The sequence below is a fragment of the Micromonospora sp. NPDC002389 genome (assembly GCF_040296095.1).
GTDB lineage: Bacteria > Actinomycetota > Actinomycetes > Mycobacteriales > Micromonosporaceae > Micromonospora.
In genome coordinates, this window is record NZ_JBEOWP010000004.1 from 1 (window position 1) to 16,471 (window position 16,471).

A 16,471-nucleotide genomic window follows, 5' to 3' on the forward strand; every position below is an offset into this window, starting at 1 on the left:
ATGCTCCCGCACATCCGGAGTCAGCAACGACTCCAACGAGATGTCCGCAGCATGCTGCGACGACACCACCACCGTGTTCAACCGAACCGGACGCAAACCCTCGTACTCGATCGTCACCTGCGTCTTACCATCCGGACGCAGATACGGCACCGTCCCGTCCTTCCGCACCGCCGACAACCGACGCGCCAACCGATGCGCCAACGCGATCGGCAACGGCATCAACTCCGGCGTCTCCGAACACGCAAACCCGAACATCATCCCCTGATCACCGGCACCCTGCGCATCCAACGCCGACTCCGACGAACCCGTCCGCAACTCGAAGGCGTTATCCACACCCTGCGCAATATCCGGCGACTGCGCCCCGATGGAGATGCTGACGCCACACGACGCCCCGTCGAAGCCCTTCTTGGACGAGTCGTAGCCGATGCCGAGGATGGTCTCGCGGACGATCGTCGGGATGTCGGCGTACGCCTTCGTCGTCACCTCACCCGCCACGTGCACCTGACCAGTCGTGATCAGGGTCTCCACCGCGACGCGGCTGTGCGGGTCCTGGCCGAGCAGGGCATCGAGGATGCCGTCACTGATCTGGTCAGCGATCTTGTCCGGGTGGCCTTCCGTGACCGATTCGGACGTGAAGAGGCGGCGTGTCACGGCACTCCTAAGTTGTGGACGTCGTTCCGCGGGAGTCTAGTCACTCACCGCCGAGCGCCGGTCGATGGTCAGCAGGTGGATCGTGGTCAGGAGGAGCCATCGGCGAGCCGGGCGACCACCAGGTCCCACACCCCGTCGGCGAGATCTTCCTTGGACTGTTCGGGCATCCGGGTGACCGAACCGTCCGCGCCGATGACGGTGGCCGCGTTGGTCTCGGCGCCGAAGACCTTGTCCGGCCCGACCTCGTTGATGACGATGAGGTCGGCCCGCTTACGGGCGAGTTTGGCCCGTCCGTTGGCTTCGGCGTCGCCGGTCTCCGCGGCGAACACCACCAGCAGTTGCTCCGGTCGGCGGCCTCGGCCCAGCTCGGCGGCGATGTCCGGGTTGGTCACGAGCGCGATGCTGGGCGCGGTGCCGTCGTCCGACTTCTTGATTTTGCCAGGCGCGTACGTCGCGGGGCGGAAATCGGCCGGAGCCGCCGCCATCACCACCGCGTCGGCGTCGACGGCGGCCGCGAGCGTGGCGTCGCGCAGTTCGCCGGTGGTGCCGACGCGGACGATGTCCGCCCCGGCCGGGTCGGGCAGCTCGACGTTCGCCGAGATCAGCGTGACCCGGGCACCCCGGGCGACCGCCGACCGGGCAAACGCGTAGCCCTGCTTGCCGGAGGATCGGTTGCCGAGGAACCGGACCGGGTCCAACGGCTCGCGGGTGCCGCCGGCGGTGACGAGGACGTGCCGGCCGGCCAGGTCCGCGGGGGCGTCGACGCCCCGGCGGAGCGCACGGCGGGCGACCGCGAAGATCTCGGCCGGGTCGGGCAGCCGGCCCTTACCGGTGTCGGCGCCGGTCAGCCGTCCCACCGCCGGTTCGATGACGCGTACGCCCCGGGCCCGCAGGGTCGCCACGTTGGCGACGGTGGCCGGGTGCTCCCACATCTCGGTGTGCATGGCCGGCGCCAGCACCACCGGGCAGCGGGCGGTGAGCAGGGTGTTGGTGAGTAGGTCGTCGGCGAGGCCGTGCGCGGCCTTGGCCAGCAGGTCGGCGGTGGCGGGCGCGACCACCACCAGGTCGGCCTGCTGGCCGAGGCGGACGTGCGGCACCTCGTGCACGTCGGACCAGACGTCCTCGGCGACCGGCTGACCGGAGAGCGCCGCCCAGGTCGGCGCGCCGACGAACCGCAGCGCGGCGGCGGTCGGCACGACCCGGACCTGATGGCCCGACTCGGTGAACCGGCGCAACACCTCGCACGCCTTGTAGGCGGCGATGCCGCCGCCGACACCGAGGATGATCCGGGCGCTCATCGACGCGCGGAGCCTACGGCTGGTCGGTCGGCTCGGCGGTGAGTAGGCCGGCGTTGATCTCGCGCATCGCGATCGAGAGCGGCTTCTCCTGCGGAGTCGTCTCGACCAGCGGGCCGACGTACTCCAGCAGGCCCTCGCCGAGCTGGCTGTAGTAGGCGTTGACCTGACGCGCGCGCTTGGCCGCGAAGATGACCAGCGCGTACTTCGACGTCGTCTTCTCCAGGAGCTCGTCGATCGGCGGGTTGGTGATGCCTTCGGGGTTGGCGATGGATCCCACGGATTAACCTCTGCGTCTTTCGCACGGACCGCGTGTCACGCGGTGCCGGCGCTCAACCGCGCGGACGCGGCCGGGCCGGAGCCAGGAATGAAGAACCGATCAACCCTACCAGCTCGTCTACCACGCGCTCGGTGCGGTCGTGCGACACGCTCCGGTCGAAAGCCGTGGCCGTACCCGGACGACGGCCGGGCGGATGGAGTAGGACGAGTCGCGCATCGGGTACCACCGCGCGGACCAGTAGCGCCCCGTCTAGGTCGAGCGGGAGCAGGACCGGCGAGCCGGCGGCGAGCCGGTCCTGGACCGGCGCCAGCTCCGTGCCACGCCGGTACGCCCCGCAGCGGCTCCATTCCAACAGCTCGCCCCGGGCCACCCGGCGGTCGAACTCCAGCGGGGCGAGGAAGTGCCGGTGGACGCCCTCCAGCTCGCCCTCCCGGCGGGGCCGGGTGGTGACCGCGAGCGGCGTCCACACAGACGGAGAACGCGCCCGGACCAGCTCGACGACACTCTCCCTACCGGCGCCGGATGGGCCGGCCAGGACAGTGAGCCGAGCCGCCGGGCGCGCCTCGTCATCCAAGCTCACTGCTTGTTTCTACACGCAGCCGTGCTCAGTTGGCGGCGAACTCCCCAAGCAGGGCCTTGCGCTGCTGTTCGCCGAGGCCACGCAGGCGACGGCTGTCGGCGATCTTGAGCTTCTCCATGATCTGGGTGGCTCGGATCTTGCCGATACCGGGCATCGCCTGCAGCACGGCCGACACCTTCAGCTTGCCGACGACATCGTCGGACTCGGCGCGCGCAAGAACGGCTCCGAGGGTGGTCTTGCCCTGCTTGAGCTGCTCCTTCAGCTCGGCACGGGCTTTGCGGATCTCCGCAGCCTTCTCCAGCGCGGCTGCGCGCTGCTCAGGGGTCAGTGACGGGAGCGGCACCAGTTCTCCTCAGGTCCCTATCGCGACGGGCGGGACGCACCGCCGCATCTGTGAAACGTGGTGTCGCTGTGAACCAAGGGGTTCCCAGCGCGGGGAAAACTAGCGGTCAACGGAGCTTTCGGCAACGTGGGCACGCGATGATCACCGCAAAGTGACCGAGCCGTCAGTCAGTCATGACATCGCCAGGGCCGCCCGGCAGTCCGCCACGGCGCGCTCCGCCGCGGCCCGCAGCGCCTCCGGGCGTGGGCCCGCTCCCAACACCTCCCGGGAGTACGAGGGCAGCACGGAGGTAAGGGCCGAACCGAAGACGACCCGTAGATCGTCGGCCGTGGCGCCCTGCGCGCCGAGCCCGGGTGCGAGCAGCGGACCGTTCACCGCGGAGAGGTCGCAGCCGGTCTCGCCGACCGTCGCACCGACCACCAGGCCGATGCTCCCGAGCGGCTCCGCACCCGCGTTGAGCTGGGAAATCTCGTCGATCACGGTCTGCGCGACGGTACGCCCGTCGGCACCGCGCGCACGCTGGACCGAGGCGCCCTCGGGGTTGGAGGTGAGCGCCAGGACGAAGACTCCGCCGCCGTGCTCGGCGGCCAGCTCGAACATCGGGGCGAGCGAGCCGACGCCCAGGAAGGGGCTCGCGGTCACCGCGTCGACATACATGGGACTGGATGGGTCCAGGTACGCCGAGGCGTACGCGCGGACGGTCGAGCCGATGTCGCCGCGCTTGACGTCCAGCAGAACGAGCGATCCGGAATCTCGTAACTGTCGGATAGTTGACTCAAGTACCGCCACCCCTTGAGACCCGAATCGCTCGAAGAAGGCCGACTGGGGCTTGACCACCGCAACCCGGTCACCGAGGGCGTCCACCACGGTCCGGGCGAAGCGCCGCAGCCCGTCGACGTCGTCGTCCAGCCCCCATTTGGCCAGCAGTTCCGGATGGGGGTCGATCCCGACGCAGAGTGGACCCCGCTCGTCGACCGCCCGGTGCAACCGCGCGCCGAAGCTCTCCATCAGCCAGCTTTCCTCTCGTCCTCAACCTGTCGCGCTCGTCTACTCAACCTGTGTCCCTGATCCGGGCCGATCTACTCAGCCCGCCCTGATAGCTGCCGCGACACCGGTCGCGACCAGTGCCAGATCGGCGTCCGAGGTGACGTACGGCGGCATCGTGTAGACCAGGTCCCGGAACGGCCGGAGCCACACCCCCTCGGCCACCGCGGCGGCCGTGGCGGCGCCGATGTCCACCTCGTGGTCGAGCTGCACCACGCCGATCCCGCCGAGCACCCGCACGTCCACCACGCCCGGCACGCCACGCAGCGGCTCCAGGCCGGCACGCAGACCCCGCTGGAGCCGCGCCACCTCACCGGCCCAGTCCCCGGCCCGCAGCAGACCCAGCGAGGCGTTGGCGACCGCGCAGGCGAGCGGATTGCCCATGAACGTCGGGCCGTGCGCCAGAACCCCGCCGCTCCGGATGCCCCGCGCCACCTCCGGCGTGCAGAGCGCGGCGGCCAGCGTCAGGTAGCCGCCGGTGAGCGCCTTGCCGACGCACATCACGTCCGGACTGACCCCGGCGTGCTCGGCGGCGAACATCGTCCCGGTCCGGCCGAAGCCGGTGGCGATCTCGTCGAAGATCAGCAGCACCCCGTGCGCCCGGGTCACCTCGCGCAACACCCGCAGATAGTGCGGGTGGTGGAAACGCATCCCGCCGGCCCCCTGGACCACCGGCTCCACGATCACCGCCGCCAGTTCGTGGGCGTGCCGCTCGACCGCCTCCACCAACGCCGCCTCGTACGCCGGGTCCGGCTCGGACGCGAAGCCACCGGGCGGCACCGGAGCGAACACCTGCCGGGGCAGCACGTCGCCCCAGAGGTGGTGCATGCCGCCCTCCGGGTCACAGACGCTCATCGGGTGGAACGTGTCGCCGTGGTACCCGCCCCGCCAGGTGCCCAGCCGTCGGCGCTCCGGCCGACCGACGGCCCGTTGGTACTGCAGGCACATCTTCACCGCGACCTCGACGCTGACCGACCCGGAGTCGGCCAGGAACACGTGCGCCAACCCCTCCGGCGCCAACTCGACCAGCGTCCGGGCCAACTGCACGGCGGGCTCGTGGGTCAGCCCGCCGAACATCACGTGGCTCATCCGGCCGAGCTGGTCGGTCACCGCCGCGTCCAGCACCGGGTGCCGGTACCCGTGGATCGCCGACCACCAGGACGACATGCCGTCGACGAGCGAGCGCCCGTCGGCCAGTCGCAGCCGTACGCCCTCGGCCTCCGCCACCACGTACGGCGGCACCGCCGGCGGCAGTGTCGCGTACGGGTGCCAGACGTGCGCCGCGTCGGCGGCGAGAATCTCCTCCGGCGTCATCCGCCCTCCCTGTCCACGCTGCCCATACCCACGCCCGCTCCCGCCTCCGGTAGCGGGGACTCGCCGTCCTCGCGCCCGCCCCGCACTCCCCTGTGGCCCCTTTGCTCTGCTTCAACCCACGCACTGGTACTCGGCCGGAACCGATGCGTCCGTTGAAGCAGAGCAGGAGCGGCGGGCCAGCTTCTCGACGAGCGACCGGCCGGGCCCAGCGAGCACGCGGACGGGCCCAGCGAGCACGCGGCCGGACTCCGGGGCGAGGAGGCACGACGGTGTCCGAGGGGCGGCGGGTGGCCGGCGCGAGGCGAGGGTGCCGAGGGCGGCGTGGTGGGGGCGGCGGCGCCCGCTGTTCGTGGCCGTCCGCTCCGGCGGGAGCGGGAGTGGCGCCGCCGCCTCATCCGGTTCACGACCCGGTCGTGGCCGGAGCCGGGGCGGCCGCCGCCGCGCGGGCGACCGCGCGGGGCAGGGCCGGCCCCCGGTAGATGAAACCGGTGTAGAGCTGGACAAGGCTGGCGCCCGCGTCGAACATCCGGGCGGCGTCGTCGGGGTCGACGATGCCGCCCACGCCGATGATCGGCAGCCGGCCACCGGTCTCGGCGTGCACGAAGGAGACCACCTGCCGGGCCCGGTCGGCCAGCGGGCGGCCGGAGAGCCCCCCGGCCTCGGCGGACCGGGCCTGGTCGGCCGGGGCGAGCCCGGTGCGGCCGAGGGTGGTGTTCGTGGCGATCACCCCGGCCGCGCCCCGGGCCAGGCAGACCTCCAGCAGCTCGGCGATGGCCGCGTCGGTCAGGTCCGGGGCGATCTTCACCAGCACCGGCTTCTCCCCCACCAGTGCGGCCAGCAGCGCGTCCAGGTGGGCGCGGTCCTGCAACTCGCGCAGTCCGGGGGTGTTCGGCGAGGAGACGTTGACCGCGAAGTAGTCGCCGTGACCGCGCAGCGCGCGGTACGACGCCCGGTAGTCCTCCACCGCCTCGTCGAGCGGCGTCACCTTCGACTTGCCCAGCGAGATCCCCAGCGGTACGCCGAGCGGACGGGCCAGCGCCGCGAGCCGGGCGGCCAGCGCCTCGGCCCCGGCGTTGTTGAAGCCCATCCGGTTAATCACGGCTTCGCTGTCCGGCAGCCGGAAAAGCCTCGGTCGGGGGTTGCCCGGCTGCGGGTGCGCGGTGACCGTGCCGACCTCGACGAAGCCGAAGCCGAGCGCCGGCCACGCCGGCAGGGCCGCACCGTCCTTGTCCATCCCGGCGGCCAGGCCGACCGGGTTGGGGAACCGCACCCCGAAGACCTCACGGGGCGCGGCCACCGCGTACCGGGCCCGCAGGGCCGCCAGCGCGACCGGCCGCCCGGACAGGGCGGCCAGCCGGCGCAGCGTCCACTCGTGCGCCGCCTCGGCGTCACCGCCACCGATGCGGAACAGCCCGCGCCGCAACGTCCGCTCGAAGATCACCTGCTGGCCCGCAGGGTGGCGTGCAGGTCCTGCAACGGACGCACCTGCATGTCGCCCCGGATCAGGGCCTCGATGCCCATCACCGCCGCGGCGGCACCCGGCACGGTGGTGATGCACGGGATGTCCGCGGTGACCGCCGCGCTGCGGATCTCGTACCCGTCGGAGCGGGCGCTGGCTCCGGAGCCCTGCGGGGTGTTGATCACCAGGGCCACCCGGCCGCTGCGGATCAGCGAGACCGCGTCGTCGTCGGCACCGGCCTCGTAGTGCTTGGCGGCCAGCTCGCAGTCGATGCCGTGACGGCGCAGCACCTCGGCGGTGCCGCTGGTCGCGACGATCTCGAAGCCCAGGTCGGCCAGGCGCTTCACCGGGAAGATCATGCCGCGCTTGTCGCGGTTCGCCACCGACACGAAGATCTTGCCCTGGGTGGGCAGCGAGCCGTACGCGGCCGACTGGGACTTGGCGAAGGCGTGCCCGAAGGCGGTGTCGATGCCCATCACCTCGCCGGTCGACTTCATCTCCGGGCCGAGCAGCGAGTCCACTCCCTTGCCGGCCGGGGTGCGGAACCGCTTGAACGGCAGCACCGCCTCCTTCACCGCGATCGGGGCGTCCGGCGGCAGCGTGCCACCGTCCCCGTTCGCCGGCAGCATCCCCTCGGCGCGCAGCTCCGCGACGGTGGCGCCGAGCGCGATCCGGGCCGCCGCCTTGGCCAGCGGCACCGCCGTGGCCTTGGAGACGAACGGCACCGTCCGCGAGGCACGCGGGTTGGCCTCCAGGACGTACAACGCGTCGTCCTTGAGCGCGTACTGCACGTTGAGCAGGCCCCGTACGCCGATGCCCCGGGCGATCGCCTCGGTGTACCGGCGGACCTGGGCCACGTGCGAGCTGGCCAGGGTGATCGGCGGCAGCGCGCACGACGAGTCGCCGGAGTGGATGCCGGCCTCCTCGATGTGCTCCATGATCCCGCCGAGGTAGACCTCGCCGTCGGCGTCGCAGAGCGCATCCACGTCGATCTCGATGGCGTCGTCCAGGAACCGGTCCACCAGCACCGGGTGGTCCGGCGAGATGTCGGTGGCCCGCCCGATGTAGTCGCGCAGCGTCACGTCGTCGTAGACGATCTCCATGCCCCGGCCGCCCAGCACGTACGAGGGGCGGACCAGCACCGGGTAGCCGATCTCGTCGGCGATCTCCTTCGCCTCCTCGTACGAGGTGGCGGTGCCGTGCGCGGGTGCCCGCAGACCGGCCCGGGCCAGCAACGACCCGAACGCGCCACGCTCCTCGGCCAGGTGGATCGACTCCGGGGAGGTGCCCACCACCGGTACCCCGGCGTCCTTGAGCCGCTGGGCCAGCCCGAGCGGGGTCTGCCCGCCGAGCTGCACGATCACGCCGATCACGCCTGGTCCGCCGGCCTCCCGACCGGAGGTGTCCTCGGCGTGCCAGACCTCCAGCACGTCCTCGAAGGTGAGCGGCTCGAAGTAGAGCCGGTCAGCGGTGTCGTAGTCGGTGGAGACCGTCTCCGGGTTGCAGTTGACCATGACGGTCTCGAACCCGCCGCCACCGGCCGGGCCGGCCGGCGCCTCCCGCAACGCCTGGACCGCGTGCACGCAGGAGTAGTCGAACTCGATGCCCTGCCCGATCCGGTTCGGTCCGGAGCCGAGGATCAGCACCTTCGGCCGGACCGAGCCGACCACCTCGGTCTCGGAGTCGTACGAGGAGTAGTGGTACGGGGTGCTCGCCTCGAACTCGGCGGCGCAGGTGTCCACCGTCTTGTAGACCGGCCGCACGTCCAGCCGGTGCCGCAGCCGGCGTACCCCGTCCTCGGCGGCCAGCTCCGGACGCAGCGCGGCCAACTGCCGGTCGGACAGCCCGGCTCGCTTGGCCCGGCGCAGCAGCCCGACGTCGAGCACCGGCGCGGCCACGATCTCGGCACGCAGCTCGACCAGCCCGGCGATCTGGTCCAGGAACCACGGGTCGATTCCGCCGGAGGCGGCGCTGACCTCGGCGATCGAGGCGCCCAGCCGCAGCGCGCGCTCCACCGTGTAGAGCCGGCCGTCGTGCGGTACGCCCAGCGCGGCGAGCGTGTTCTCCTTGGTCGCGTCCGCCGGGTCGGGCAGGGTCCAGAAACCCGCCGCCTTGGTCTCCAGCGAACGCATCGCCTTGTTCAGCGCCTCGCTGAAGTTGCGCCCGAGGCTCATCGCCTCGCCGACCGACTTCATCGTGGTGGTCAGCTCCGGGTCCGCGCCGGGGAACTTCTCGAACGCGAACCGGGGGATCTTCACCACCACGTAGTCGAGCGTCGGCTCGAACGCGGCCGGCGTCTTGAGGGTGATGTCGTTGGGGATCTCGTCCAGCGTGTAGCCGATGGCCAGCTTCGCGGCGATCTTCGCGATCGGGAACCCGGTCGCCTTCGAGGCCAGCGCCGAGGAACGCGACACCCGGGGGTTCATCTCGATGACCACGATCCGGCCGTCGGCCGGGTTGATCGCGAACTGGATGTTGCAGCCGCCGGTGTCCACGCCGACCTCACGCAGCACCGCGATGCCCAGGTCACGCAGGTCCTGGTACTCCCGGTCGGTCAGCGTCATGGCCGGTGCCACGGTCACGCTGTCGCCGGTGTGCACGCCCATCGGGTCGAGGTTCTCGATCGAGCAGACCACCACCACGTTGTCGTGGCGGTCCCGCATGAGTTCGAGCTCGTACTCCTTCCAGCCGAGCACGCTCTCCTCGATCAGCACCTCGTGCACCGGGCTGGCGTCCAGCCCGGCACCGGCGATGCGCTCCAGGTCCGCGTCGGTGTGCGCCATGCCCGAGCCGAGGCCGCCCATGGTGAACGACGGCCGGATCACCACCGGCAGGCCCAACTCACCGACCGTCTCGCGGACCTCGTCCATCGAGTGACAGACCCGCGAGCGCGGCACCAGGCCCGCCGGGTCCTCGATCCCGATGCGTACGCCGGCCTTGGCCACGATGTCCTTGAAGAGCTGCCGGTCCTCGCCGCGCCGGATCGCCTCGACGTCCGCGCCGATCAGCTCGACGCCGTACTTGTCGAGCACACCGGCCTCGTGCAGCGCCACGGCGGTGTTCAGCGCGGTCTGCCCGCCCAGCGTGGGCAGCACGGCGTCCGGCCGCTCCTTGGCGATGACCAGCTCCACGAACTCCGGAGTGATCGGCTCGACGTAGGTGGCGTCGGCGAACTCCGGGTCGGTCATGATGGTCGCCGGGTTCGAGTTGACCAGGCTGACCCGGATCCCCTCGCTGCGCAGCACCCGGCAGGCCTGGGTGCCGGAGTAGTCGAACTCGCAGGCCTGCCCGATGATGATCGGCCCGGAGCCGATCACCAGGATGTGCTTGAGATCGGTCCGCTTAGGCATTCGTACGCCCCTCGCTGTGGGTCCGGCCCTCGATCAACTCGGCGAAGCGGTCGAAGAGGTAGTCCGCGTCGTGCGGACCGGCTGCCGCCTCCGGGTGGTACTGGACGGTGAAGGCGGGCACGTCCTTGGCCCGCAGCCCCTCGACCACGTTGTCGTTGAGGCAGAGGTGGCTCACCTGCACGCCGCCGAACTCGGTCTCGATCACCTGGTCCGGCACCACCGCACCCGGCGTCACGCCGGGCACCTCCACCGCGAAGCCGTGGTTGTGGCTGGTCACCTCCACCTTGCCGGTGACCCGGTCGAGGACCGGCTGGTTGATGCCCCGGTGGCCGTAGCCGAGCTTGTAGGTGCCGAAGCCGAGCGCCCGGCCCAGGATCTGGCTGCCGAAGCAGATGCCGAACAGCGGCATCCGCCGCCGCAGCACCTCCCGGGCCAGTCCGACCGGCCCGTCGGCGGTGGCCGGGTCACCCGGACCCGGCGAGAAGAAGACCGCGTCCGCCCCGGTGGCCAGCAGGTCCTCGATGGTCGAGTGCGCCGGCATGACGTGCGTGGTCACCCCACGCGCGGCGAGCCGACGCGGCACGTTGCGCTTGATGCCCAGGTCGAGCGCGGCCACCGTGAACCGGTGCTCGCCCTCGGCCTTGACCACGTACGGCTGCGTCGTGGTCACCTCGGCGGAGAGGTCCGCGCCGAGCATCTGCGGCGCCTCGCGTACCCGGGCCAGCAACGCCCGCGGGTCGTCGTCGACGCTGGAGATACCGACCCGCATCGCGCCGCGCTCGCGCAGGTGCCGGGTCAGCGCCCGGGTGTCCACCCCGCTGATGCCGACGATGCCCTCGGTGGCCAGCCGGTCCTCCAGGCTCCCGGTGGCCCGCCAGTTCGAGCTGGCCCGGGCCGGGTCACGGACCACGTACCCGGCCACCCAGATGCGTCGCGACTCGTCGTCCTCGCCGTTGACGCCGGTGTTGCCGATGTGCGGGGCGGTCTGCACGACGACCTGACGGTGGTACGACGGGTCGGTCAGCGTCTCCTGGTAACCGGTCATGCCGGTGTTGAAGACCGCCTCGCCGAACGTCTCCCCGACGCTGCCGTACGCCTCGCCGTGGAACGTGCGACCGTCCTCCAGGACGAGAATCGCGGGACGCCTACGACTCACTGTGCCAGCCTTTCGTTCGCGACTGCGGTACTCCGCTTCGCTGCGTTCCTCGCGCTCACCGAAGCCAGCCTTTCGTTCGCGACTGCGGTACTCCGCTTCGCTGCGTTCCTCGCGCTCACCGGACTGCCTTTCCGTCCAGGACCGTCGCCTCGCCACGCAGGAAGGTCGCCACGATGCGACCCGGCAGCGTCATCCGGGCGTACGGGGTGTTGCGGCTACGACTGGCCATCTCGGCCGGCTCGATCACCCGGCGGACCGCCGGGTCGACCAGGGTCAGGTTGGCCGGCACGCCCGGCGCCGGGTCGTGCCCGTGCTCGGTCAGACCGGCGATCCGCGCCGGAGTGCGGGACATCCGCTCGGCGATCAGGTCCCACTCGGGGCCGAGCACGTCGAGCGCGATCGACAGCGCCGTCTCCAGCCCGAGCATCCCGGGCCGGGCGTACGCCCACTCGCACTCCTTGTCCTCCACCGCGTGCGGGGCGTGGTCGGTGGCCACGATGTCGATCACCCCGTCGACCAGGGCGGCCCGCAGGGCGGCGATGTCGGTGGCAGTCCGCAGCGGCGGGTTCACCTTGAAGACCGGGTCGTACGCCCCGGCCGGGCTCCAGCCGTCCGCGACCTCGGGGCTCGCCAGCTCACTCCCCCCACCGACTGAACTCCTGTTGTTCGCGAGTGCGGGGCTCGCAAGCTCACTCCTCCCGCTCACGAGAGTGTCGGTGAGTAGCAGGTGATGCGGGGTCACCTCGGCGGTGACCCGTACCCCCCGGGCCTTGGCCTGGCGCAGCACCTCGACGCTGCCGGCGGTGGAGACGTGGCAGACGTGCAGCCGGCTGCCGACGTGCTCGGCCAGCAGCACGTCCCGGGCGATGATGGCTTCCTCGGCCACCGCCGGCCAGCCGGTCAGGCCCAGCCGGGTGGAGACCTCGCCCTCGTGCATCTGCGCGCCCTCGGTGAGCCGGGGCTCCTCGGCGTGCTGGGCGATGATCCCGTCGAACGCCTTGACGTACTCCAGGGCACGGCGCATCAGCCGGGGGTCGGCGACGCAGTGCCCGTCGTCGGAGAAGATCCGCACCCGGGCGGCGGAGTCGGCCATCGCGCCCAGCTCGGCCAGGCGCTCACCGGCCAGCCCGACGGTGACGGCGCCGATCGGCTGCACGTCGACCAGCCCGGCCTCCCGACCGAGCCGCCAGACCTGCTCGACCACCCCGGCGGTGTCCGCCACCGGCGAGGTGTTCGCCATCGCGCAGACCGCCGTGTACCCGCCCAGCGCCGCCGACCGCGACCCGGTCTCGACGGTCTCGGCGTCCTCCCGGCCGGGCTCGCGCAGGTGGGTGTGCAGGTCGACCAGGCCGGGCAGGGCGACCAGCCCGGCGGCTTCGACCACGGTCGCGTCCGGCGCGGAGAGCCCCACGCCGGCCTCGGCGACCACGCCGTCGCGGATCAGCAGGTCGGTCGGTGCGGCACCGAGCACGCTGACGTTCCTGATCAGGTACGAGTTCACCGGTTGTTCCCCCCGAGCAGCAGATAGAGGACGGCCATCCGGACGGAGACCCCGTTGGCGACCTGTTCGACGATGGTGGAGCGGGGCGAGTCGGCGACCTCGGGCGTGATCTCCATGCCCCGGTTCATCGGACCGGGGTGCATGACGATCGCGTGCTCCGGAAGCCGGCGCATCCGTGGGCCGTCCAGGCCGTAGCGGCGTGCGTACTCGCGGGCGGACGGGAAGTAGGAGTCGCCCATCCGCTCCCGCTGCACCCGCAGCATCATCACCACGTCCGACGACGGCAGCACCGCGTCCAGGTCGTAGCAGACGCCGGTGCCGGGGGCGAGGGCGGCGGCGATGTCGCGCGGGATGAGCGTCGGCGGCCCGACCAGGGTCACCTTCGCGCCGAGCGTGGAGAGCAGCAGCACGTTCGAGCGGGCCACCCGGGAGTGCAGCACGTCGCCCACCACCGCGACCGACAGGCCGGCCAGCCGGCCCAGCCGGGAGCGCATCGTGTACGCGTCGAGCAGCGCCTGGGTGGGGTGCTCGTGGGTGCCGTCACCGGCGTTGACCACCGATCCGTCGACCCAGTCGGCGAGGCGGTGCGGGGCGCCGGAGGCGGGATGGCGGACCACCACCGCGTCGGCCCCCATGGCCTGGAGGGTGAGCGCGGTGTCCTTCAGGCTCTCGCCCTTGGCGACGCTGGAACCCTTCGCGGAAAAGTTGATCACGTCGGCGCTGAGCCGCTTCGCCGCCGCCTCGAAGGAGATCCGGGTCCGGGTGGAGTCCTCGTAGAAGAGGTTCACCACCGTCCGGCCGCGCAGCGCGGGCAGCTTCTTCACCTCACGCCCGGCCACCGCGGCCATCTCCTCGGCGGTGTCCAGGATCTGGGTCGCGGTCTCGGCGTCCAGGTCGGCGCCGGAGAGCAGGTGCCTGATCACGAGTGGGTCACCTCCCCGTAGAGGCGGACCTCGTCGGTGCCGTCGGTCTCGGCGAGGGTGACCTTGACGCTCTCGGCGAGGGCCGTCGGGATGTTCTTGCCCACGTAGTCGGCGCGGATCGGCAACTGCCGGTGACCCCGGTCGACCAGCACGGCGAGCTGCACCGACGACGGCCGGCCGAGGTCGCCGAGCGCGTCCAGCGCGGCGCGGACCGTCCGGCCGGAGAAGAGCACGTCGTCGACGAGGACCACCCGCATGCCGTCGATGCCACCGGCGGGGAGCTGGGTCGGGCCGACCGCCCGGGTCGCGTTGCGGCGCAGGTCGTCGCGGTAGAGCGTGATGTCCAGCACGCCGACCGGGACGGAGACGTCCTCGAAGGCGCTGATCCGTGCGGCGAGTCGCCGGGCGAGCGGTGCGCCACGGGTCGGGATGCCCAACAACACGGTGTCGGCGGCGCCCTGGGTCTTCTCGAGGATCTGGTGTGCGATCCGGTCGACGACGCGTTGCACGTCGGCGCTGGTCAGGATCACCTTCACCGAGGGTTGTCGCGGCGGCGACGATTGGGCGGCCGATGGGTAGGCCACGGCGGACCTCCTTCCCCGCCTCACGGGACGGGTCGTTAAAGGACGTCGGGTACTCCGGACCGGTCAAGATCGGCCGGCGGAGGGGCTTCGGCCACGTTACCAGTGGTCGCCGCCGCGACCACCCTCGGGAGCGAGTGGTCCCGGCCACGCACGGCGTGACCGCACGAGTATCGGTTCAGCGGGCAGAACGGGACAACTCGCCCCGAGCGTCCAACCGGTAGGTCTCGACCACTTGACCGGGTGTACGAATCCCCGTACCGTCACGCTCCGTAGCGATCGCTGGGAGAACCCCGAGCAGCACTGGGAGTGTCCGAATGCCCTCTGAATACGCCAAGTCTCTGGGCGCCCGCCTGCGCTCCATCCGCCAGCAGCAGGGCCTGTCCCTGCAGGGCGTGGAGGAGAAGTCGAACGGGCGCTGGAAGGCGGTGGTGGTCGGCTCGTACGAGCGCGGCGACCGTGCCGTCACCGTGTCCCGCCTGGCCGAGCTGGCCGAGTTCTACCGCGTTCCCGTCTCGGAGTTGCTGCCCGACGGCAGCGGAGTGCGGCACGAGCCCACCAGCAAGATCGTGCTGGACCTGGAGCGGCTCTACGACGAGGCCAGCGAGGAGCTCGCCTACGTAGCCCGGTACGCCCGCGCCATCCAGCAGCAGCGGGGCGACTACAACGGTCGGGTGCTGTCGATCCGCGCCGACGACCTGCGCGCCCTCGCCATCGTCTACGACGCCTCCCCGTCGGGCCTGATCGAGCGCCTGACCGAGCACGGCGTGCTGGTCGCCGACCCGCGGGCGTTCTTCGCCTCCTGACCCCTGACGACAAAGGGGCCCTGCCATCCGGCATGGGCCCCTTTGTCGTAGTCCGGCAGGCCGACTCGGCTTCGCCGCCGCCCGGCCGGGGCGCTCAGCGCGTCGCGTACTCGGCGATCCGGCCGAGCAGGCCGTTGAGGAAGCGCGGCGAGTCGTCCGTCGACATCTGCCGGGCCAGCTCCACCGCCTCGCTGATCGCCACCGCGTCGTCGATCTCGTCGATGTAGAGCAGCTCGTAGACCGCGATCCGGGCCAGGTTCCGGTCGACCGTCGGCATCCGGTCCAGCGTCCAGCCCTCGGCGTAGCTGGCGATCAGCTCGTCGATCCGGTCCAGGTTCCCGGCCACGCCCTCGACCAGACCGACCGCGTACCCGAGGTGCTCGGGATGCGGCTTGTCGAGCCGCTCGATGTAACCGGCGAGCACCTCCACCGGCGGACGATCACGCAGGTCGGCCTCGAAGAGCACGTCCAGCGCCCGCTTGCGCGCCTTGCGGCGCGCCGGCATCTGCTGTTTGGGACCCTCGGCCATCAGGAGGCGCGGCCGAGGTAACGACCGTCGCGGGTGTCGACCTTGATCTTCTCACCGGTGGTGATGAAGAGCGGCACGTTCACGGTCGCGCCGGTCTCCACGGTCGCCGGCTTGTTGCCACCGGTCGAACGGTCGCCCTGCAGGCCGGGCTCGGTGTAGGTGACCTCGAGCACGACCGAGGTCGACAGCTCGATGTACAGCGGGACGCCCTCGTGCGTGGCCACGATCGCCTCGGCCTCGGGGAGCAGGTAGTTGGCGGCCTCGCCGACCGTCCCGCCGGGCACCGTGATCTGGTCGAACGTCTCCATGTCCATGAAGACGAAGTCCTCGCCGTCGGCGTAGAGATACTGCATGGTGCGCTTGTCCACGGTCGCGGTCTCGACCTTGGTGCCCGCGTTGAAGGTCTTGTCGACGACCTTGCCGGAGAGCACGTTCTTCAGCGTGGTACGCACGAACGCACCACCCTTACCGGGCTTGACGTGCTGGAACTCGACGACGGCCCAGAGCTCCCCGTCGAGGTTGAGTACCAGGCCGTTCTTCAGGTCGTTGGTGGTGGCCATTTCCTGCCTTGATCATCAGCTGGCGGACAGACCTGACAAGTCTACTAGCCGCCGGCCGACCCGCTGCCCGCCGCCGTCCCGCCCACCCCGCGACCCCCG

The 16,471-nt window shown here is 71.4% G+C and carries 16 protein-coding genes; 1 reads left to right on the forward strand and 15 read right to left on the reverse strand.

Features of this window, described 5'->3' with window-relative positions; all coding sequences use genetic code 11:
* The 13 genes from ABT008_RS08905 to pyrR form a co-directional block, all read right to left on the reverse strand.
* On the reverse strand, positions 1 to 651 hold a 651-nt coding region (locus ABT008_RS08905), incomplete at its 3' end, for an S-adenosylmethionine synthetase N-terminal domain-containing protein (RefSeq protein WP_350694962.1).
* A gap of 86 nt (positions 652 to 737) precedes the next feature.
* Positions 738 to 1,949, reverse strand: coding sequence for a bifunctional phosphopantothenoylcysteine decarboxylase/phosphopantothenate--cysteine ligase CoaBC (coaBC, locus tag ABT008_RS08910; protein WP_350694964.1), 1,212 nt, complete (start codon positions 1,947 to 1,949; stop codon positions 738 to 740).
* A gap of 13 nt (positions 1,950 to 1,962) precedes the next feature.
* A complete protein-coding gene (rpoZ, locus tag ABT008_RS08915) occupies positions 1,963 to 2,226 on the reverse strand; it encodes a DNA-directed RNA polymerase subunit omega (protein WP_007075826.1) in 264 nt (87 codons plus the stop codon).
* Positions 2,227 to 2,278: 52 nt separating this feature from the next.
* Entirely contained in the window at positions 2,279 to 2,806 is a 528-nt protein-coding gene (locus ABT008_RS08920) for a nucleoside/nucleotide kinase family protein (protein WP_350694966.1), read from the reverse strand.
* 25 nt (positions 2,807 to 2,831) lie between these two features.
* Complete coding sequence (gene mihF / locus ABT008_RS08925) at positions 2,832 to 3,149, reverse strand: integration host factor, actinobacterial type (protein WP_117229171.1); 318 nt, start codon at positions 3,147 to 3,149, stop codon at positions 2,832 to 2,834.
* A gap of 171 nt (positions 3,150 to 3,320) precedes the next feature.
* Positions 3,321 to 4,157 carry an orotidine-5'-phosphate decarboxylase gene (gene pyrF / locus ABT008_RS08930; RefSeq protein ID WP_350694967.1) on the reverse strand — a complete coding sequence of 279 codons (837 nt, stop codon included), beginning with the start codon at positions 4,155 to 4,157 and terminating at the stop codon, positions 3,321 to 3,323.
* A 75-nt stretch (positions 4,158 to 4,232) separates the two neighbouring features.
* Complete coding sequence (locus tag ABT008_RS08935) at positions 4,233 to 5,507, reverse strand: adenosylmethionine--8-amino-7-oxononanoate transaminase (protein WP_350694969.1); 1,275 nt, start codon at positions 5,505 to 5,507, stop codon at positions 4,233 to 4,235.
* 400 nt (positions 5,508 to 5,907) lie between these two features.
* Positions 5,908 to 6,948 (reverse strand): quinone-dependent dihydroorotate dehydrogenase, encoded by a 1,041-nt coding sequence (locus tag ABT008_RS08940; protein ID WP_350694970.1) that lies wholly within the window; start codon positions 6,946 to 6,948, stop codon positions 5,908 to 5,910.
* Positions 6,945 to 10,316: a carbamoyl-phosphate synthase large subunit gene (carB, locus tag ABT008_RS08945; protein WP_350694972.1), complete on the reverse strand. Its 3,372-nt coding sequence runs from the start codon at positions 10,314 to 10,316 to the stop codon at positions 6,945 to 6,947. The genes ABT008_RS08940 and carB overlap by 4 nt, the downstream gene beginning before the upstream one ends.
* Positions 10,309 to 11,472, reverse strand: coding sequence for a glutamine-hydrolyzing carbamoyl-phosphate synthase small subunit (carA, locus tag ABT008_RS08950; RefSeq protein WP_350694973.1), 1,164 nt, complete (start codon positions 11,470 to 11,472; stop codon positions 10,309 to 10,311). Before carA ends, carB begins: the two co-directional genes overlap by 8 nt.
* A 115-nt stretch (positions 11,473 to 11,587) precedes the next feature.
* Positions 11,588 to 12,973, reverse strand: coding sequence for a dihydroorotase (locus tag ABT008_RS08955; RefSeq protein ID WP_350694974.1), 1,386 nt, complete (start codon positions 12,971 to 12,973; stop codon positions 11,588 to 11,590).
* A complete protein-coding gene (locus ABT008_RS08960) occupies positions 12,970 to 13,896 on the reverse strand; it encodes an aspartate carbamoyltransferase catalytic subunit (protein ID WP_350694976.1) in 927 nt (308 codons plus the stop codon). The genes ABT008_RS08955 and ABT008_RS08960 overlap by 4 nt, the downstream gene beginning before the upstream one ends.
* Positions 13,893 to 14,480, reverse strand: coding sequence for a bifunctional pyr operon transcriptional regulator/uracil phosphoribosyltransferase PyrR (gene pyrR / locus ABT008_RS08965; RefSeq protein ID WP_350694977.1), 588 nt, complete (start codon positions 14,478 to 14,480; stop codon positions 13,893 to 13,895). The genes ABT008_RS08960 and pyrR overlap by 4 nt, the downstream gene beginning before the upstream one ends.
* Positions 14,481 to 14,794: 314 nt before the next feature.
* On the opposite strand from pyrR, the gene bldD reads away from it, so the two are divergent.
* A complete protein-coding gene (gene bldD, locus ABT008_RS08970; RefSeq protein ID WP_117229180.1) occupies positions 14,795 to 15,283 on the forward strand; it encodes a transcriptional regulator BldD in 489 nt (162 codons plus the stop codon).
* A gap of 94 nt (positions 15,284 to 15,377) precedes the next feature.
* On the opposite strand, the gene nusB is transcribed toward bldD, so the two are convergent.
* Both nusB and efp read right to left on the reverse strand, forming a co-directional pair.
* Positions 15,378 to 15,788 (reverse strand): transcription antitermination factor NusB, encoded by a 411-nt coding sequence (gene nusB, locus ABT008_RS08975; RefSeq protein ID WP_176093304.1) that lies wholly within the window; start codon positions 15,786 to 15,788, stop codon positions 15,378 to 15,380.
* Positions 15,789 to 15,811: 23 nt separating this feature from the next.
* Positions 15,812 to 16,372: an elongation factor P gene (efp, locus tag ABT008_RS08980; RefSeq protein WP_131053401.1), complete on the reverse strand. Its 561-nt coding sequence runs from the start codon at positions 16,370 to 16,372 to the stop codon at positions 15,812 to 15,814.
* Positions 16,373 to 16,471 lie beyond the last annotated feature (99 nt).

Excerpts from the sequence above, each read along its gene's own strand:
- coaBC (WP_350694964.1), bottom strand. The coding sequence starts at position 1,949 with ATGAGCGCCCGGATCATCCTCGGTGTCGGCGGCGGCATCGCCGCCTAC.
- pyrF (WP_350694967.1), bottom strand. The coding sequence starts at position 4,157 with ATGGAGAGCTTCGGCGCGCGGTTGCACCGGGCGGTCGACGAGCGGGGT.
- ABT008_RS08935 (WP_350694969.1), bottom strand. The coding sequence starts at position 5,507 with ATGACGCCGGAGGAGATTCTCGCCGCCGACGCGGCGCACGTCTGGCAC.
- carB (WP_350694972.1), bottom strand. The coding sequence starts at position 10,316 with ATGCCTAAGCGGACCGATCTCAAGCACATCCTGGTGATCGGCTCCGGG.
- bldD (WP_117229180.1), top strand. The coding sequence starts at position 14,795 with ATGCCCTCTGAATACGCCAAGTCTCTGGGCGCCCGCCTGCGCTCCATC.
- nusB (WP_176093304.1), bottom strand. The coding sequence starts at position 15,788 with ATGCCGGCGCGCCGCAAGGCGCGCAAGCGGGCGCTGGACGTGCTCTTC.
- efp (WP_131053401.1), bottom strand. The coding sequence starts at position 16,372 with ATGGCCACCACCAACGACCTGAAGAACGGCCTGGTACTCAACCTCGAC.